The 14,926-nt window shown below is 69.8% G+C and carries 14 protein-coding genes; 8 read left to right on the top strand and 6 right to left on the bottom strand.

The window, feature by feature from the left end; all coding sequences use genetic code 11:
- Positions 1-27: 27 nt before the first annotated feature.
- On the bottom strand, positions 28-249 hold the full coding sequence (locus tag BS75_RS40950) for a hypothetical protein (RefSeq protein WP_034091831.1): 222 nt from the start codon (positions 247-249) through the stop codon (positions 28-30).
- Positions 250-698: 449 nt separating this feature from the next.
- On the opposite strand from BS75_RS40950, the gene BS75_RS51175 reads away from it, so the two are divergent.
- The 5 genes from BS75_RS51175 (at position 699) to BS75_RS40925 (ending at position 4,937) form a co-directional block, all read left to right on the top strand.
- Complete coding sequence (locus tag BS75_RS51175; RefSeq protein WP_267970468.1) at positions 699-3,002, top strand: ATP-binding protein; 2,304 nt, start codon at positions 699-701, stop codon at positions 3,000-3,002.
- 64 nt (positions 3,003-3,066) lie between these two features.
- Positions 3,067-3,339 carry a tetratricopeptide repeat protein gene (locus BS75_RS51170; protein ID WP_034091830.1) on the top strand — a complete coding sequence of 91 codons (273 nt, stop codon included), beginning with the start codon at positions 3,067-3,069 and terminating at the stop codon, positions 3,337-3,339.
- A 16-nt stretch (positions 3,340-3,355) separates the two neighbouring features.
- Positions 3,356-3,580, top strand: a complete 225-nt coding sequence (locus tag BS75_RS40935; protein ID WP_034091829.1) for a hypothetical protein — start codon at positions 3,356-3,358, stop codon at positions 3,578-3,580.
- A 499-nt stretch (positions 3,581-4,079) separates the two neighbouring features.
- Positions 4,080-4,271 carry a hypothetical protein gene (locus BS75_RS40930; RefSeq protein ID WP_034091828.1) on the top strand — a complete coding sequence of 64 codons (192 nt, stop codon included), beginning with the start codon at positions 4,080-4,082 and terminating at the stop codon, positions 4,269-4,271.
- A gap of 264 nt (positions 4,272-4,535) precedes the next feature.
- The gene (locus tag BS75_RS40925; protein WP_231608050.1) at positions 4,536-4,937 is read left to right on the top strand and encodes a DUF6193 family natural product biosynthesis protein; all 402 of its coding nucleotides are present in this window, start codon (positions 4,536-4,538) and stop codon (positions 4,935-4,937) included.
- Positions 4,938-5,207: 270 nt separating this feature from the next.
- On the opposite strand, the gene BS75_RS40920 is transcribed toward BS75_RS40925, so the two are convergent.
- On the bottom strand, positions 5,208-6,428 hold the full coding sequence (locus BS75_RS40920; protein WP_042438041.1) for an MFS transporter: 1,221 nt from the start codon (positions 6,426-6,428) through the stop codon (positions 5,208-5,210).
- Positions 6,425-8,149, bottom strand: coding sequence for a DUF885 domain-containing protein (locus BS75_RS40915; protein ID WP_231608049.1), 1,725 nt, complete (start codon positions 8,147-8,149; stop codon positions 6,425-6,427). The genes BS75_RS40920 and BS75_RS40915 overlap by 4 nt, the downstream gene beginning before the upstream one ends.
- A 47-nt stretch (positions 8,150-8,196) precedes the next feature.
- Between BS75_RS40915 and pdxR the strand changes: the two genes are divergently transcribed.
- Entirely contained in the window at positions 8,197-9,600 is a 1,404-nt protein-coding gene (pdxR, locus tag BS75_RS40910; protein WP_034091827.1) for a MocR-like pyridoxine biosynthesis transcription factor PdxR, read from the top strand.
- Here pdxR and BS75_RS49720 read toward each other — a convergent pair.
- Together BS75_RS49720 and BS75_RS52385 are read right to left on the bottom strand one after the other, a co-directional pair.
- Entirely contained in the window at positions 9,572-9,847 is a 276-nt protein-coding gene (locus BS75_RS49720) for a transposase family protein (RefSeq protein ID WP_160312263.1), read from the bottom strand. The genes pdxR and BS75_RS49720 overlap by 29 nt on opposite strands.
- The gene (locus BS75_RS52385; RefSeq protein WP_152645871.1) at positions 9,811-10,161 is read right to left on the bottom strand and encodes a lantibiotic dehydratase; all 351 of its coding nucleotides are present in this window, start codon (positions 10,159-10,161) and stop codon (positions 9,811-9,813) included. Before BS75_RS52385 ends, BS75_RS49720 begins: the two co-directional genes overlap by 37 nt.
- A 214-nt stretch (positions 10,162-10,375) precedes the next feature.
- Here BS75_RS52385 and BS75_RS40900 point away from each other — a divergent pair, with 214 nt between their 5' ends.
- Both BS75_RS40900 and BS75_RS40895 read left to right on the top strand, forming a co-directional pair.
- Complete coding sequence (locus BS75_RS40900) at positions 10,376-12,760, top strand: lectin (RefSeq protein ID WP_052070404.1); 2,385 nt, start codon at positions 10,376-10,378, stop codon at positions 12,758-12,760.
- A 93-nt stretch (positions 12,761-12,853) separates the two neighbouring features.
- On the top strand, positions 12,854-13,249 hold the full coding sequence (locus BS75_RS40895; RefSeq protein WP_052070402.1) for a glycoside hydrolase domain-containing protein: 396 nt from the start codon (positions 12,854-12,856) through the stop codon (positions 13,247-13,249).
- A gap of 288 nt (positions 13,250-13,537) precedes the next feature.
- Here the strand turns inward: BS75_RS40895 and BS75_RS40890 are convergent, their stop codons facing one another.
- Positions 13,538-13,909 (bottom strand): hypothetical protein, encoded by a 372-nt coding sequence (locus BS75_RS40890; protein ID WP_152645870.1) that lies wholly within the window; start codon positions 13,907-13,909, stop codon positions 13,538-13,540.
- Positions 13,910-14,926 lie beyond the last annotated feature (1,017 nt).

Below are 14,926 nucleotides of genomic sequence, written 5' to 3'. Positions count from 1 at the left end.
AGACCTACAAACCACCCGAAAGGTCACTCATTTCGAACTGCACCCGAAGGAGTTCACACCGCCGAGGTCCGGGTAGTCGGCGCCAGCACCGGCGTAGCAGTACCCGGTGGCGGAGGTGAAGAGGTTGAACGTAGCGGCGCTGCAGGCGGCGGGGGCCGCCGCCTGCGCAGGACCCGCCGCAACGACGGCGCCGCCCGCGAGGATGCCGCCGGCGAGGGCGATCGATGCGATCTTCCGTCCAATGGTCATGGGACTCTCCTGAATCGGTGTAGCCGTGGTCCGGCCGCCCCGCCACGTTTCTGCTCGGACGGACCGGAGGGTGGGTGGTGCAGCGGTACAGGTCGGCCGGACGCAGCCGGTCCCGTCAGAAGCGGCTTGCACGCCGGGTTTTGGGCATGGCGTGCCGTCCTCCTCCTGGTTGTTGCTCTGCAACGCCTGACGGAGAGCACCCGGGAACAGATGGGTCCTCGGCCGTACATCCGGCCCGACCGATGGGGCTGAGCCGTACCGGACAAGAACCATCCTGTCCGGAGGCCTCCGGCTTCTCCATTGCGTCGATGCTGCGTTCGTGTGGCGTTGCGGCACCAGCGGCCCATAGGGTCTGGGTCCGGGAACAGGTGGTCACGTCACGCCGAGGAAGTCCGCGTCGAGGCCGGCCCTGACCCGCAGGGAATCGTCTAGCGGGGGCGGGCTTGGCTGTGGAATTCGGTGCGCTGCTCAAGGAGTTACGGCTGCGAAGTGGGCGGACGCAGGAGGAACTGGCTGAGCAGGCCGGGGTCTCAAGGCACGCCATCAGCATGTTGGAGACAGGTCGACGGCGACCGCGGCTCTCGTCCGTGGCGCACCTTGCTGCCGCCCTGGGCCTTGACGAGGCCACCCGTGAGCGGTTGATCGCAGCAGCGCGCACACCGGACACCCTGGCCGGCGCTCCCGACGATTCGGCCTCTTCGGTGATCGGCACCGGCCGGCACGGCCCGGCCTTCCACCTGCCTGCCGACACGAGCCTGTTCACCGGGCGTGTGTCGGAGGTCGAGCAGCTGCTTGCACTGGCCCGACCGGAGAGGGAGCAGGGCGGCACCCGGACGGTGGTGATCTCCGCGATCGACGGGATGGGCGGGGTCGGGAAGTCCGCCCTGGCCGTACACGTGGCGCACCGCCTTCGGGACCGGTTCCCCGACGGGCAGTTGTTCCTGGACCTGCACGGCTACACCCAGGGAATGGCCCCGCGCGACCCCGCCGACGCGCTGGCGACCCTCCTGAAATCGCTGGACGTCCCGCCCGGGCAGATCCCTGCGGAACTGGACGCCCGGGCCGCGGCCTACCGCGAACGCCTGGCCGGCACCAGGACGCTGATCCTGCTGGACAACGCCGCCACCGAAGCGCAGATCCGGCCCCTGCTCCCCGGGGACAGCGGATGCCTGGTCCTGATCACCAGCCGCAGACGCCTCAAAGCCCTCGACGACGCCCACACCGTGGCCCTGGACGTGCTCCCGCCACCGGACGGGGTCGCCCTGCTGCGCACGCTGGTGGAGCCCACCCGTGCGCCGGCCCAGGACCCGCAGTGGCAGAAGATCGCCGCCCTGTGCGGATACCTGCCGTTGGCCCTGCGGATCGCCGCAGCCCTGATCCGCCACCGCCCCGCCTGGACACTGGGACACCTGGCCGACAAACTACGCGCGGCACCACTGGACCTGGGCCCGTTCACCGACGGCGAGCGCGACCTGTCCGCGGTGTTCGACCTGTCCTACCAGGCCCTCGCCGACGACCAGGGCGACCTGTTGCGCCGCCTTGGCCTGAGCCCCGGGCCCGACACCGACGCATACGCCACCGCCGCCCTGCTGGACGCCGACCCGGCCCGTGCCGAACGGCTCCTGCAAGACCTGGTCGACCACCACCTGCTGACCGAACCGGCCGCCGGCCGCTACCGGATGCACGACCTGATCCGCACCTACGCCCGCAGCAGGGCCGTCGCCCTCGACCCCGAACCCGAGCGCGACCGCGCCCTCGGCCGCCTGCTGCACTACTACGCCCACACCGCGCAGACAGCGTCCCAGGCCATCACCCGCTCTCCCCGCCCTGAGCCGAGCGGACCCGCCCCCGCCAATATGCCCGACCTGCGTGACCCGGACGCCGCCCGGGCCTGGCTTCGCACCGAACACCCCAACATCGACGCCGCCTTCACCCACGCCCACGCCCACCACCTCGACGGCCACACCGTCGCACTGGCCGCAGGACTCGCCGAGATCCTGCACACCGACGGCCCCTGGACCCGTGCCCTGGACCTGCACCAAGCCGCCGCCACAACCGCCGAACGCCTGAGCCACGCCGCCGCCCACGCCGCCGCCCTGAACGACCTGGGGCGCCTACGGTCCGTGACCGGGGACTATCCGGGGGCCGGGGATGTGCTTGCCCGGGCTTTGGAGATCTACCGTGCGCTCGGCAACCGGCTCGGCGAGGCCGCCGTCCTGAACGACCTGGCGTCCGTGCGACAGCTGACCGGGGACTATCCCCAGGCCGGGGACGTGCTCGCCCGGGCCCTGGAGATCTACCGTGCGCTCGGCGACGGCCTCGGCGAGGCCACCGCCCTGACCGCCCTGGGGCGCGTGCGATACGTGACCGGAGACCATTCCGGGGCCGGGGACGTGCTCGCCCGGGCCCTGGAGACCTACCGTGCGCTCGGCAACCGGCTCGGCGAGGCCACCGTCCTGAACGACCTGGGGCGTGTACGGTCCGTGACCGGAGGACAATTCCGGGGCCGGGGATGCGCTTGCCCGGGCCCTGGAGATCTGCCGCACGCTCGGCGACCGGCTCGGCGAGGCCACCGCCCTGACCGCCCTGGGGCGCGTGCGTCACCTGACCGGAGACCGTCTCGGGGCCGGAGACGCGCTCACCCTGGCCCTGGAGATCTACCGTGCGCTCGGCAACCTCAACGGCGAGGCCACCGCTCTGACCTACCTGGGGCGGGTACGGGAGAGCGCGGGGGACCATCCCGGGGCCGATGACGCCCTCACCCGGGCCCTGGAGATCTACCACGAGACCGGTGAGCGCGGGAACGAGGCCTGGGCGTTGAACCACTACGCCGCCGCCATCGCCGCGACCGGCGACCGCCCCCGGGCCCTCTCCGTGTACCAGCAGGCCCTGGACATGAACCAGGAACTGAACAAACCCGACGACGAGGCAATCTCCCTCGAAGGCATCGCCGACCACCACCTCGCCACCGGCGACCCCGTCCAGGGTGCAGCACACCTGCGCCAGGCTCTGGGGATCTACCAGCGCCTCGGGATGGGCGCGGACGTTCAGCGGGTCCGGGCCCGCCTCGCGGACACCGTCTCCAGGTGACCGCTGCGCACCCGGCTTGCTGGCTCGCTCACCCGAGCTCACGGCCGCCGCAGGCTTCGCCGCCGGACCGGTCTCCGACCGCGACGCCGTCGTCTACGGCGTGAGCACGGACTGGTCCTCCGGGCCCGTCGAGGGCCGCGTCGACGACCTGAAGGCCCTCAAGCACAGCATGTTCGGCAGAGCGAAACCGCCGCTGCTGCGCAAGCGGCTCCTCCTGATCGCGGCCAGCCGCCGACCCTGACCTCTGCTGCCTCGGGCCCGGCGGTCCAGGAACTCGATCACTCGCGTCTCCGAACGCGTCCCAGCTCCCGACCTTTCGCCAATGCCGTCGCCCGGCCGGTGCGCTTCAAGTCGTCAGGCCGAGCATTCTCTCTCACCGCGAGTCGCCCGGTCTCAGCGTCCGAGGAAGAAACGGGCCGACCACGGACCGTGACGGACCGCCAGGGGACTCGATCGACTTCACGGAATCCGTGCCTGAACCACTTCGGACCGTCAACGCCACAGGCTTCCGCCGCCACTGCGTGCGGCCACGCGTCGTCTCGTCGATGCCCAGTGCCTCAACCGGCCCCGTCCCCTTACCCGATGCGGGTGGTGTTGCTATCGATCGGCGGTGGCCGATCGTCAGAGGTGACAGCGATGGTGGCGGCACGTTTCTGACCTATGGTCCCCAGGGTTCGGGGGGCATCTCCATTCATGTTCGTGCGCTGGGGGAACGCCCGGAGCGGAGCCGCGAGGCCGCCATGGTCCTCGACGAGGCGCCGGCCGCCGAGGCAGTTGGCGAGCCAGTGGTGGTGACACGGCCCAGGATCGGCAGTGTCCTTGCCGCGTTCCTGGTAGTGGCTGCCATCGTCGCGTTCTTCGTCGCGGGATACGCCGGCCACGGCAAAAGCGTCTCCCTCCCCGTGACGGCGGCGCATGTGCTGATCACCTGACGGGCCCCGGGACGGCGGAGCCGACCGTCCCCCGCGCGGACCGGCGCGGATGTCCACGGCAGCCAGGTCGGGGAGGGCATGTCGGACTGGTACGCGGCCGACAGCTGTCCGACGTCCGTGCGCATCGCGCTGCTACACCCGGGAGCACCAACTGGTCCACCAGTCCTGTTGCCAGGACGGACTCAACCGCGCAGCCTGGCATCACGTTCACTCAGGAAGAGCTGCACCCGAACCCGTTCGTCGCCGGTCGGCTAAGCTCCGAGGATGAACGACAGCAGCGCATCCCAAGTGCCGTCTGGGGATCCAGTGGCAGCCAAGTGGCAGCTGGTTCGCGAGATGGACGAGAGCCTCATCAACAAGGATCTCGTCGAAGCGGCCTACGCCAACCCTGCTCTCCGAAGCCTCTTCCCGATGGTCGGCCACGGATCGCTGCAGTTCAGCCGGTGCACCCACTTCCCCTGGTCGCAGGACTTGCCCTCGATCTTCCCCCTCGGCGGTAAACAGTTCCGCGTGCTCCGACTGCACGAACCACGAGGCTCCGGGCGGGAGCGGATCGGCGGGGCCTTCACTGCCGAGGAAGCCGTCGAGACCGTTGCCGCACACCTTCCGCCAGGCTGGGGCCCCGCCGTGGACGGCACGCCTGACATCCTCGAGCCGCTCAGCTGACAGATCCCCGGACTTGACGCATCTGATTCCAGCGGCCGAGGACGCCACGAACACTCTCTGCGTCAAATTGAGCTGCCCAGAGGGACGTCCTGGCTCTCAGCCCCAGCCAGGGCACGGCGGCTGCGGCCAGGCAGGCGGGCTCGGCAGGCCTTGACCGGGAGAGAGGTGCCGCCGGGCCGGCCACTGAGCCAACTCAGGACCTCGTGTCCGGCACCGGAGACGTCGGGGCCGGCCTCGGAAGCGGTCCAGGACCGGGAGAGATCGGTGGCCTCAACCTCGGTATCCTGCCGCGAGGGAGCCCGGCGTGGTGATCCGTGGGCGGCCTGTCCGGCGCCTGTCCGTTGCCCAGGGGGCCACCCCCGCGAGCATCGCCGCGCCGGTGACGCAGAACGCCGTCGGGTAGCCGCAACCATCGGCGAGGAGTCCGAATCCGACCACCCCGATCCCCATACCGCCGTCATAGGCGAGGTTCCACACGCCGCTGACCATGCCGTAGGCGGCCTCCGGCACTCTCGCGTACATCACGCACAAGGTTGCGTTCTGGGTCACGCCGAACCCGGCGCCGAACACAATCGCACCGGCGAGCACAGCGGCCGTGGCGCGGTCGGCGAACACCAGCGTGCCCACGACAGAGAGCACGAGGCCCGGAAGCACCAGCCGACCCGGGCCGTGGCGGTCGCCGTAGCGGCCGACGAGCATGCGGATCAATGTGGCGGACAGGGATTCGAGCAGCAGAGCGAGGCTCACCACGCCGGGCCTCGGTACCACGATGGGCAGGAACGTGACCAGTACGCCGGCGGCGAGCGCGGTGAAGGCGAACACCACGGCTGGGCGCACCAGGCTCCCTGTGCGTAGCCCCGATATCATTCCGACGGGTCGGGCCGCGCCACCCACACGGTCGGGAAGTCCCGGCACCGAGGTCACCGCAAGCAGCGACGAGAGCGCGCCGATGAGGATCACGCACTGGTACCCGAAGTGCGCCGCCATCCACACCCCGAGCGGAAGACCCGCCACCGAGGGAAGTCCCGAGACGATGCCGACGAGCGCGAGGCCTTCGCCGCGCCGGTCGGTCGGCAACAGCGAGGCGGTCAGCGCTCCGCCCGCCACGATCGTGGCCGCGAATCCCAGACCGCGCAGCCCGCAGACCAGGATGATCGCCGCGAGCGAGTGGCAGGCGAGGAAACCGGTCGTGGCCACACCGAGCAGGGCCAGCCCACAACCGAGCACGAGCCGGTAGCCGCAGCGGGCCACGAACCAGGGGGTGACCAGCTCACCCAGTACGGTTGCGAGCATCAGCGCCGCGGTCGACGCACCTGCTGCCTGATCACCCGCCCGCGACCTGGCGAACAACGGGATCACCGAGAGCAGGAGGAAGAAGCTCGTTGAGGCCCCGAGGATGCTCACGAAACGCAGCAGCAGCGGCCGGGTCACCAGCCGGGACCGCTGTTCGGCCGCGGGTGCCGATGCCGTCTGTGCACTGCTCGCGCTCATTCGTCCCACGCTCCCGGCGCCGAGAATCGCTCGCGCAGCTGATCGAGGCCCATCGGTCCGGCTGACAGGGCTTCGGCGTGGAAGGTCCTGAGATCGAAGGCCGCGCCACCGCTCGCGCGGGCGGCCTCGGCGGCATCGATCCACATCCGTTCCCCGAGTTTGTATGCCGGTGCCTGCCCCGGCCAGCCGAGATAGCGGTCGATCTCCTCGTCCACCCGGTTCGCGACGGTCAGCGTGCGCGCAGCGAGGAAGTCACGGCCGAGCTGTGGAGTCCACCGCTGCCCGTCGTGAAAGCCCGCGCCGGCCGGGATCCGCAGCTGGAGGTGCATGCCGATGTCGAGGATCACCCTGGCGGCGCGAAACAGCTGGGCGTCGAGGAAACCGAGCAGTTCGCCATCCGTACGGAACAGGCCGAGCTGCCGTGAAAGCCGCTCGGCGTACAGTGCCCAGCCCTCGGTGTGTCCCGCGACCTTGCCCATCAACCGCTGGAAGCGGTTCAGGCAGCCGGCCTGATGAACTGCGGTGCCGATCTGCAGGTGGTGACCGGGCACGCCCTCGTGGTAGAGGGTGGTCGCCCTGCGCCAGGTAGGTACTCGGACCCGGCCGGGGGGAGCCGGCCACCACACGATTCCGGGGCGCGAGCAGTCCTCCGACGGCCCTGTGTACGAGGCGCCTGCGCCGGCGCCGGGTGGGGAGATGCGGTGTTCCAGGCTGAGCAGCGGGTGGGGGATGTCGAAGTGGACGCCGCTCAGGATCTCCAGGGCGGCACCGGACAACTCACTTGCCCAGCGGCACAGGGCCTCCCCTCCCTGCACGGTGTGCTGGGGATCCTCGTCCAGCGCGGCGGCTGCCTCGCGCGGGGTGCCGCCAGCTTTTATCCGGCTCGCAACCTGCCGAAGTTCGCGCTCTATTGCGTGGAACTCGTGCCATCCCCACGCGTAGGCGTCTTCGGCGTCCACACGCGAGCCGGTGAAGTACCGCAACCAGAGCCGGTACGCGTCCGGTCCCGCCGCGTCCTGCACCGGAGCCCGCGACGCGAGCTGGCCACGCAGGAAGCCGGCCATGTCGTCGAACGCCGCGGCGGCCGCCACGGCGCCGATGTCCAATTCGGCGCGTAGCGTGGAGGTCGTCTCAGCCGGCCGCACCAGACGCGACAGGTCTTCAGCCCAGAGATCGCAGTGTTCCGCTGTGCTCAGCACCTGGCGCGATGCGGAGACCCGGCCCTGGGCTGCGGCCCGTTCCAGGCTCGCTTTGAGCCCGGCCATCGCTTGCGGCACCGCGGCCAGCCGCCGGGCGATCGCCGACCAGTCCTCGGCGTCGTTCGTCGGCATCAGGTCGAAGACCCAGCGTAGCTGCTGGAGCGGACTTGCGATCGTGTTCACCACGCTGGCGTCGAGGCCCGCTTGATGGATCTCCAGCTCAATGCTCATCCGCTCGGCGAACGCGTCCCGGGCCGCAGCCTCGTCCGTGCCGTCCACGGCTGCCGTACGTACCTCGCGCAAGGCCTGTTCCCGCAGCGCGGCGCGCGCTTCGAAGCCCTGCGGGGAGTAGTCGGTGAGCTGATCGGCGGCAGCGGTGATGCCGAACCCGACTGCGGCGACCGGATCGAGCTCGGCGTAGCGCGCGACGAACCGGTCGCACACCGCGTGCACGGTCAGCGGCGGGCGCGGCGCGGGACTCGGTGGAACGGAACCGGGGGCGGGGTCGTGGGTCTGTGTCACAAGACGACGCTAAGGGCCTGGCCGGATCATCAGTAAGCTCCAGTTCCATGCCTCTGGAATGGTCCAGTTCGTCGCCCGAACTTCTGTTGGTCATCGACCGAACCTGCGGTCGACCGCTGCGCGCGCAGTTGGAGAGAGCGCTGCGAGACGCAATTCGCACCGGACGCATACAGGTCGGCGAGCGTGTCCCCTCATCCCGTGAGCTCGCCCGGACGCTCGGGCTCTCGCGCGGACTGGTACAAGAGTGCTTCGCCCAGCTCCAGGCCGAGGGATATCTGGTGACGCGCCCGGGCTCCGCCACCCGAGTCGCTGCCGGGGCGAACGCGCCGGCCTCCCTGCCGCACCACGCGTCGACGCCGCCGCCACGACTTGTCGCCGACTTCCGCTGGGGCGTACCGGACTTGGCTTCGTTCCCGGTTCAGGACTGGCTCTGGGCCACGCGCGAGGCCGCTCGCACGATGCCCACCGCCTCGCTCGACTACGGCGATCCACGCGGCTGCGCGGTGCTGCGGGACGTGCTCGCCGGCTACCTGCGGCGAGTCCGATCCGCTGCGGCCGTCCAGGACGACATCGTCGTCTGCAACGGCTACGCCCAGGGGTTGAGCCTGGCGTTGCGCGTGCTCGCCGAGACCGGCGTACGTGACGTGGCCTTCGAGGATCCAGGGCCGCTGGCCGGCGTTCGCGCCGCAGCCGCTGCGGCAGGCCTGACCGCGCTGCCGGTGCCGGTCGACGAACAAGGCATCGACGTGCGGGCACTCGCCAGGACGCGGGCTCGCGCGGTCGTGGTCACTCCCGCACATCAGTGGCCCACGGGCGTCGCCCTGGCCCCGCAGCGGCGGCTGGCGCTGATCGACTGGGCCGCGCAGCGCGACGGGTACATCATCGAAGATGAGTACGACGCGGAATTCCGCTACGACCGCGAGCCGATCGGCTCGCTCCACGGCCTCGCGCCCGACCGGGTGATCTCCATCGGCACGGTCAGCAAGTCCCTCGCCCCCGCCCTGCGCATCGGCTGGATGCTCTGCCCACCTGAGCTCGTCGGTTCCGTCGCGACCCACAAGCACGTCAGCGACCGCGGTACGCCTACACTCGATCAACTCGCCCTGGCGCACCTGATCGAATCCGGGCGCTTCGACCGTCACTTGAGGCGTGTCCGCTCCACATACGCCCACCGCCGCACCGCCCTGCTTGCCGCACTCGGCACCCACGCTTCGCAAGTGAAGGTCACCGGCCTTGCAGCAGGCTTCCACGCCGTCGCACACCTGCCCGACAGCGTCGATGAACAGCACGTCATCACCGCCGCCCGCAAGAGGGCAGTCGGCCTCTACGGCATGAGCGCCTGCCAGGCCCGCCCCCGGACCACCCCCGCGCGACTCGTCCTGGGCTTCGGCAACGTCAGCGCACAGGCCATCATCAGCGGAATCAGCGAGATCGCAGACCTGCTCCAATGAAACCGTCGGCAGTGGACCACTGTGTCACAGCACCACAGGGCCCGTCGCCGGAAGATTTCAAGTCCAGTGAGACGGTCGTGACGCTATGAGGTTTGTGGTGCGGGGCCGATTCGGCCGACTCGACGGTGTGGCCGACGATGTAGCGGCTGAAGATGTCGATGATGACGTAGGCGTGGTACCAACTGGTGACACCGTCGGGAGGAACCATGGTCACCGCCACGACCACGGACACCACGGCCCTGTCCATGGACTGGACCCTGAAGCTGACCACTGCTCCCTGACCGCCCCGTCCACCTCGACAGTGGGCAGTCCCCCGGCCGTGCGTACGGGTGAGCGAGCGTGGACAGCGTTCCCGCACCTGTGCTCAGGTGTGCGACGGTGAATGCGGACCTGCTGGTCTCGGACACGGGCCAGGCTGGTGACGCAGACCTCGATGCCGGCCATCACTTCGCAGTCCGCCTCGCGGGCGCCGATCGCCACATTCAGGACCATCGGGTCCGGGCGGGCGACGATTTGATGCCGCTCCCCCAAGCGCAGCTGGGCCGCATCGCCGACGACCACTTGTTCGACGGGCGACGGCGGCTTGTGGAGGAACGCCCGGCAAGTGGTGGCCGGTGCTCACATCTGGTCACCCACCCCAAACGAGTGATCATGGACAATCCGCCGTTTGAAATGCGACGGGAATCGAGAGGCTCAGGTGAGGCCTCGGATTCCCCTCTGCCCTGGGCCTGACCCGTCGGGCACGATCGCCCGCGCCATCAGGGAGTGTCCGAGAATGGAACGACCGGTTCGGCCACACCTGGCTGTCCGCCGACTGCTGGCCCTCTGCGCCGCGTCGGTGCTCACCCTCGCAGCGGCCCCGTTGCCGACCGTCTCCGCCGGCCCCGAACTGGTCAGCTCCCCGGCCGAGCTGGTGAATCCGTTCATCGGGACCGCCAACTCGGCCAATGACTTCCCCGGGGCCGACCTGCCGTTCGGCATGGTGCAGTGGAGTCCGGACACCCCCTCCCGGCCGCACGGCGGGGGCTACGCCTACGGCGACTCGACGATCACCGGTTTCAGCCTCACCCACCTCTCCGGGCCCGGCTGCCGGGCGGCCGGGGACATCCCGGTGCTGCCGACTGTCGGGGCGGTGGACACCGGTGCGGCGGTGGGTTTCTCGCACGCCGACGAGTCCGCCTCGCCGGGCTCCTACAAGGTCGCCCTGGACAACGGGGTGACCACCGAGCTGACCGCCACCCAGCGCAGCGGCATGGCCCGGTTCACCTTCCCCGCCACCGACCGGGCCAATCTGCTGTTCAAGCTGGCCGACAGTCAGGGCGGCGCCTGGGACACCCGGTTCACGCCGGTCGGCGACCGGGAGGTGAGCGGGCAGGTCACCAGCGGCCGCTTCTGCGGCGCCGGCAACCAGTACACCGTCTACTTCGACATGGTCTTCGACCGGCCCTTCGAAACCGGCGGCACCCGGGCCGTCGCCCCGGGGACCCAGCCGGCGCGGGGTGGCACCGGGGACCGCCCCGACGCCCCGGAGACGCAGCACCGGCCCACCCTGCACGGCACCCTGCCTCCGTCGCGGCCACTGCCCAGGCGGTCGGCCGAGCAGGACGGCTATGTCACCTTCGACACCACGCAGAGCCAGGAGGTCCGGGCCAAGGTCGGCCTGTCCTACGTGTCCACCGCCAACGCGGTGCTCAACCGTGCGGCGGAGAACCCCGGGTGGGACTTCGGCGAGGTACGCCGGGCCGCCCGGCAGGCCTGGGACGCCGAGCTCGGCCGGATCCGGATCGGCGGCGGCACCCCCGCTCGGCGGACCGTCTTCTACACCGCGCTCTACCACGCGCTGCTGCACCCCAATGTGATCAGCGACAGCAACGGCCAGTACCCCGGGTTCGACGCGGCGGTGCACACCGTCGACCCGGGCCACCGCGCCGCCTACGCCAACTACTCCGGCTGGGACATCTACCGCTCGCAGGCCCAACTGGAAGCCCTGGTCGACCCGGAGACGGCCGCGGACACCGCGCAGTCCATGGTCGACGACTACCGGCAGACCGGCCAGTTCCCCAAGTGGTCGGAGAACAACGGCGAGAGCTACGTCATGGTGGGCGACCCGGCGGACGAGATCCTGGCCGACTACCACGCCTTCGGCGCCACCGGCTTCGACAGCACCGCCGCGCTGGCCGGGATGGTCGCCGAGGCCACCACCGCCAACAACAACCGCCCGGGCCTGGACTACCTCGACCGGCTCGGCTACCTGCCCACCGACGGCAGCTACGGCTGCTGCAACTCCTACGGGCCGGCCGCCACCACCCTGGAGTACGACTCCGCCGACTTCGCCGTCTCGTCCCTGGCCGGCTCCCTCGGCGACACCGCGCACCAGCAGTTCTTCGCCCGCCGGGCCCAGGACTGGCAGAACCTGTTCAACCCGGCCAGCGGCTTCGTCCAGCCGCGCGACGCCGACGGAGGCTGGACGCCCGGCTTCTCGCCGACCTCGGGCAGGAACTTCGTCGAGGGAGACTCCTGGGAGTACACCCCGATGGTGCCGTTCAACCTGCACGGACTTTCCGCCGCGATGGGTGGCGACCCGGCGCTGGCGTCCTTCCTGGACACCGACCTGACCTCGTTCACCGGCGGCGGCGGCCACACCGACCTGGGCAACGAACCGAGCCTGGACATCCCCTGGGAGTACGACTACATCGGCCTGCCCTACCGGACCCAGCGGACGGTACGCGACGTGCAGGACCAGATCTGGGCCGACAGCCCCTCAGGGCTGGCCGGGAACGACGACCTGGGCGAGATGAGCTCCTGGTACGTGTGGTCCGCGCTGGGCATGTACCCGCAGACACCGGGCACCGCCGACCTGGCGCTCGGCAGCCCGCTGTTCCCGCACGCCGTGGTCGCCCTGCCGTCCGGCGACACCCTGGTCATCAACGGCCGCGGAGCAGCAGACAACGCCCCCTACGTACAGTCGGCCAAGTGGAACGGCAGCGACTGGAACAACGCCTACGCCCCGGCCGAGACCCTCCGCGGTGGCGGCACGCTGGACTTCGAGCTGTCGACCGCGCCACACCCCGACTGGGCATCAGGCCCGGCCTCCGCACCGCCGTCCTACCCGGGCCCCGGCAGCCCCCGCAGCCGATCGGTCCAGCCGCGGCGGCGCTGAAACCAAGAGCAGCTCACTACCGGCGGGCGGGAGGCGAAGTCCGGCGTCGTACCGACGGGTCGGCACTTCGCCGGCATCCCGTCGGTCGGCGCGTTGTACTGCCTCGGCAAGGACCGGACTGCGCACAACTGCACGGCCAGCGTCGTCAAGAACCCGGGGAAGAACCTGATCCTGACCGCCGGTCACTGTATGCACGCCAAGGGCTATCTGGCCGGCTTCTACAGCAGTGCCGATTCCGGCATCACCCAGCTGAGCGCCGCAGCGCAGGCAGGCGCGGAGAACCTGCCCGATGAACTCTGGAGCGCACGCTGGGTCTGCGACACATCCAGGATCATCACCTCGACCTGGGACCCGGTCCTGCCGGACGCGCTGTGGAGCGCCCGGAACCGGTCCCGACAGTACCTGGGCGAGCACACGGTAGCCTTCGGCGGGATCCCTCTCGATGTCGACACCAGCTACTGGGACGCGCCGGTCGCCATCGTCGACTGACCAGCCGCATTCAAGGCCCGGCTCTCTTCACAGAGCACCGCCGTGGCTCGGACGAGCAGCAACGCCGGCCGGGGCCCTGCTCCGGCACACCCCGGCCGGCCGCTGCGGTGGGAGCTGTTCGACGGAGCCGTCCACTCCCGCAGGCCGGACGACCATGCACCTGGACTTCTGGTGACCATCAGCCGGGCCTCAACTGGCCGCACACCTGGACTTTGCCACGGCCGCCGACACTGCGTGTAAGCGCCCCCGGGGTCAAGGACTCCGGGGGCGCTTACTTGCTGCGGCAACTCAGCTGAACGTTCGCTTCCAGGCGATGCCGCCGAGAATGAATACGAAGAATACATAGCCTGAGTAAAGTGCCCACACCCACATGATCGCTCCGTCCCCTCCCCAGGTCGCGCTCACCACCATGTCGATGAACAGTGCCGCCAGAGCGAAGACCAGGCCGGCTCCGGGCCAGAAGTTACGCCTCAGCCCGTTCCACCGCTTGAACCCGGCCACCACGCCCGGCACTCCGGCAGCTAGCAGCAGCGGAACCAGCACCATGCGCGTGCCGAACAGCAGACTCGGCCCGGCCAAGCCCTGGTTGTCCCCCCACGCCGCTGTCGCCGCTGTCGCCAGAATCCATGGGAGAACCACCACCCAGATCAGCAGCGGCAACGACTCACGCCTTAGATCTCCCACGACACGCCTCCAAACTGATGGGCACCAACTACAACCCATTCTATCCGTCCCTCCTGGCTGCCTACGAACAGTCCTGGTGTCAGGTGAACATGCCTCACCCCACAAAATTGCCTTGCCCAGCCAAGGCAGCCTGACAGCACTGACGGCCTCGCCCTGGGGCCCGTGGGTGGGAAGTACCCGCTGCACGTCAAGGCAGCAGACCACCTGGCTCAGCATTACCGCGCATTTCGACCCCGCTCCCGCGGCGACCGCTCTCCCTTGTCCATCCTCCAGGCAAGGCGTTGTCCGGAGGACGGATATGGCGTAAAAGGCGGACCTTGCGTCCTTGTCGCCGTCGACAACCACGAGCAGCCTGGAAGCAGAAGAGCCCGACACCAAACGATTGACCGTTTCCCATGGTGAATCGACTGTCGGACGGGAGGTGAATTCCCATGACCCGGTGGGCTGTTACTGTCCCCACCTATCGCAACCTGGGTGGCCGGGAGGTCCACGGAGTTCAGATGTGGATCGTCGAGTCCTGTTCCAGGGCCGGCGCCGAGAGACAAGCGCTCGCTCAGGCCTTCACCAGCGACGCCCGCCGCCATCGTGGCGGAGCCGCTGTTGAACCTACGGGCCTGCGCAGCGCCGTCTGGGAGCCCAGCGAACTCCACGGACCAGACCACCACGGCTAGATCGGCAGCGACCACCGGCCGCACCTCGCCCGCAGCCGGCGCACGGACAGCCGCTCAACCCCGGATACATCGCCAGAAGTCCCTTTCCGTCAGTGGAAGCAGCCAAACGCCTGCGACGCCGAGACGGCTGGAACCGTTCCACCGTCCACCGACATGGTGACGTCCGCGCATGCGCCAACGCCGATGGGATTTCTGACGCTCAGATACCGCCGTCCCCGCCGCGACAGGGCGGCGACCACCGGCATGATCCTGAAGCCGTCTTCCGCGAGGGTCCCCAAAGGCATGGCACCCGGACCAGAACCAGGCTTCAGCCCCAAGAAGG

Origin of the sequence: Streptacidiphilus albus JL83, from assembly GCF_000744705.1 — a bacterium.
Classification (GTDB): domain Bacteria; phylum Actinomycetota; class Actinomycetes; order Streptomycetales; family Streptomycetaceae; genus Streptacidiphilus; species Streptacidiphilus albus.
Note: the sequence above shows the minus strand (reverse complement) of the source record. Positions and strands in the feature narration are given on the sequence as shown.

Coding starts and splice junctions, on each gene's coding strand:
- BS75_RS40925 (WP_231608050.1), top strand. CDS start 4,536: ATGAACGACAGCAGCGCATCCCAAGTGCCGTCTGGGGATCCAGTGGCA.
- BS75_RS40950 (WP_034091831.1), bottom strand. CDS start 249: ATGACCATTGGACGGAAGATCGCATCGATCGCCCTCGCCGGCGGCATC.
- BS75_RS40900 (WP_052070404.1), top strand. CDS start 10,376: ATGGAACGACCGGTTCGGCCACACCTGGCTGTCCGCCGACTGCTGGCC.
- BS75_RS40930 (WP_034091828.1), top strand. CDS start 4,080: ATGGTCCTCGACGAGGCGCCGGCCGCCGAGGCAGTTGGCGAGCCAGTG.
- BS75_RS49720 (WP_160312263.1), bottom strand. CDS start 9,847: ATGGACAGGGCCGTGGTGTCCGTGGTCGTGGCGGTGACCATGGTTCCT.
- pdxR (WP_034091827.1), top strand. CDS start 8,197: ATGCCTCTGGAATGGTCCAGTTCGTCGCCCGAACTTCTGTTGGTCATC.
- BS75_RS40920 (WP_042438041.1), bottom strand. CDS start 6,428: ATGAGCGCGAGCAGTGCACAGACGGCATCGGCACCCGCGGCCGAACAG.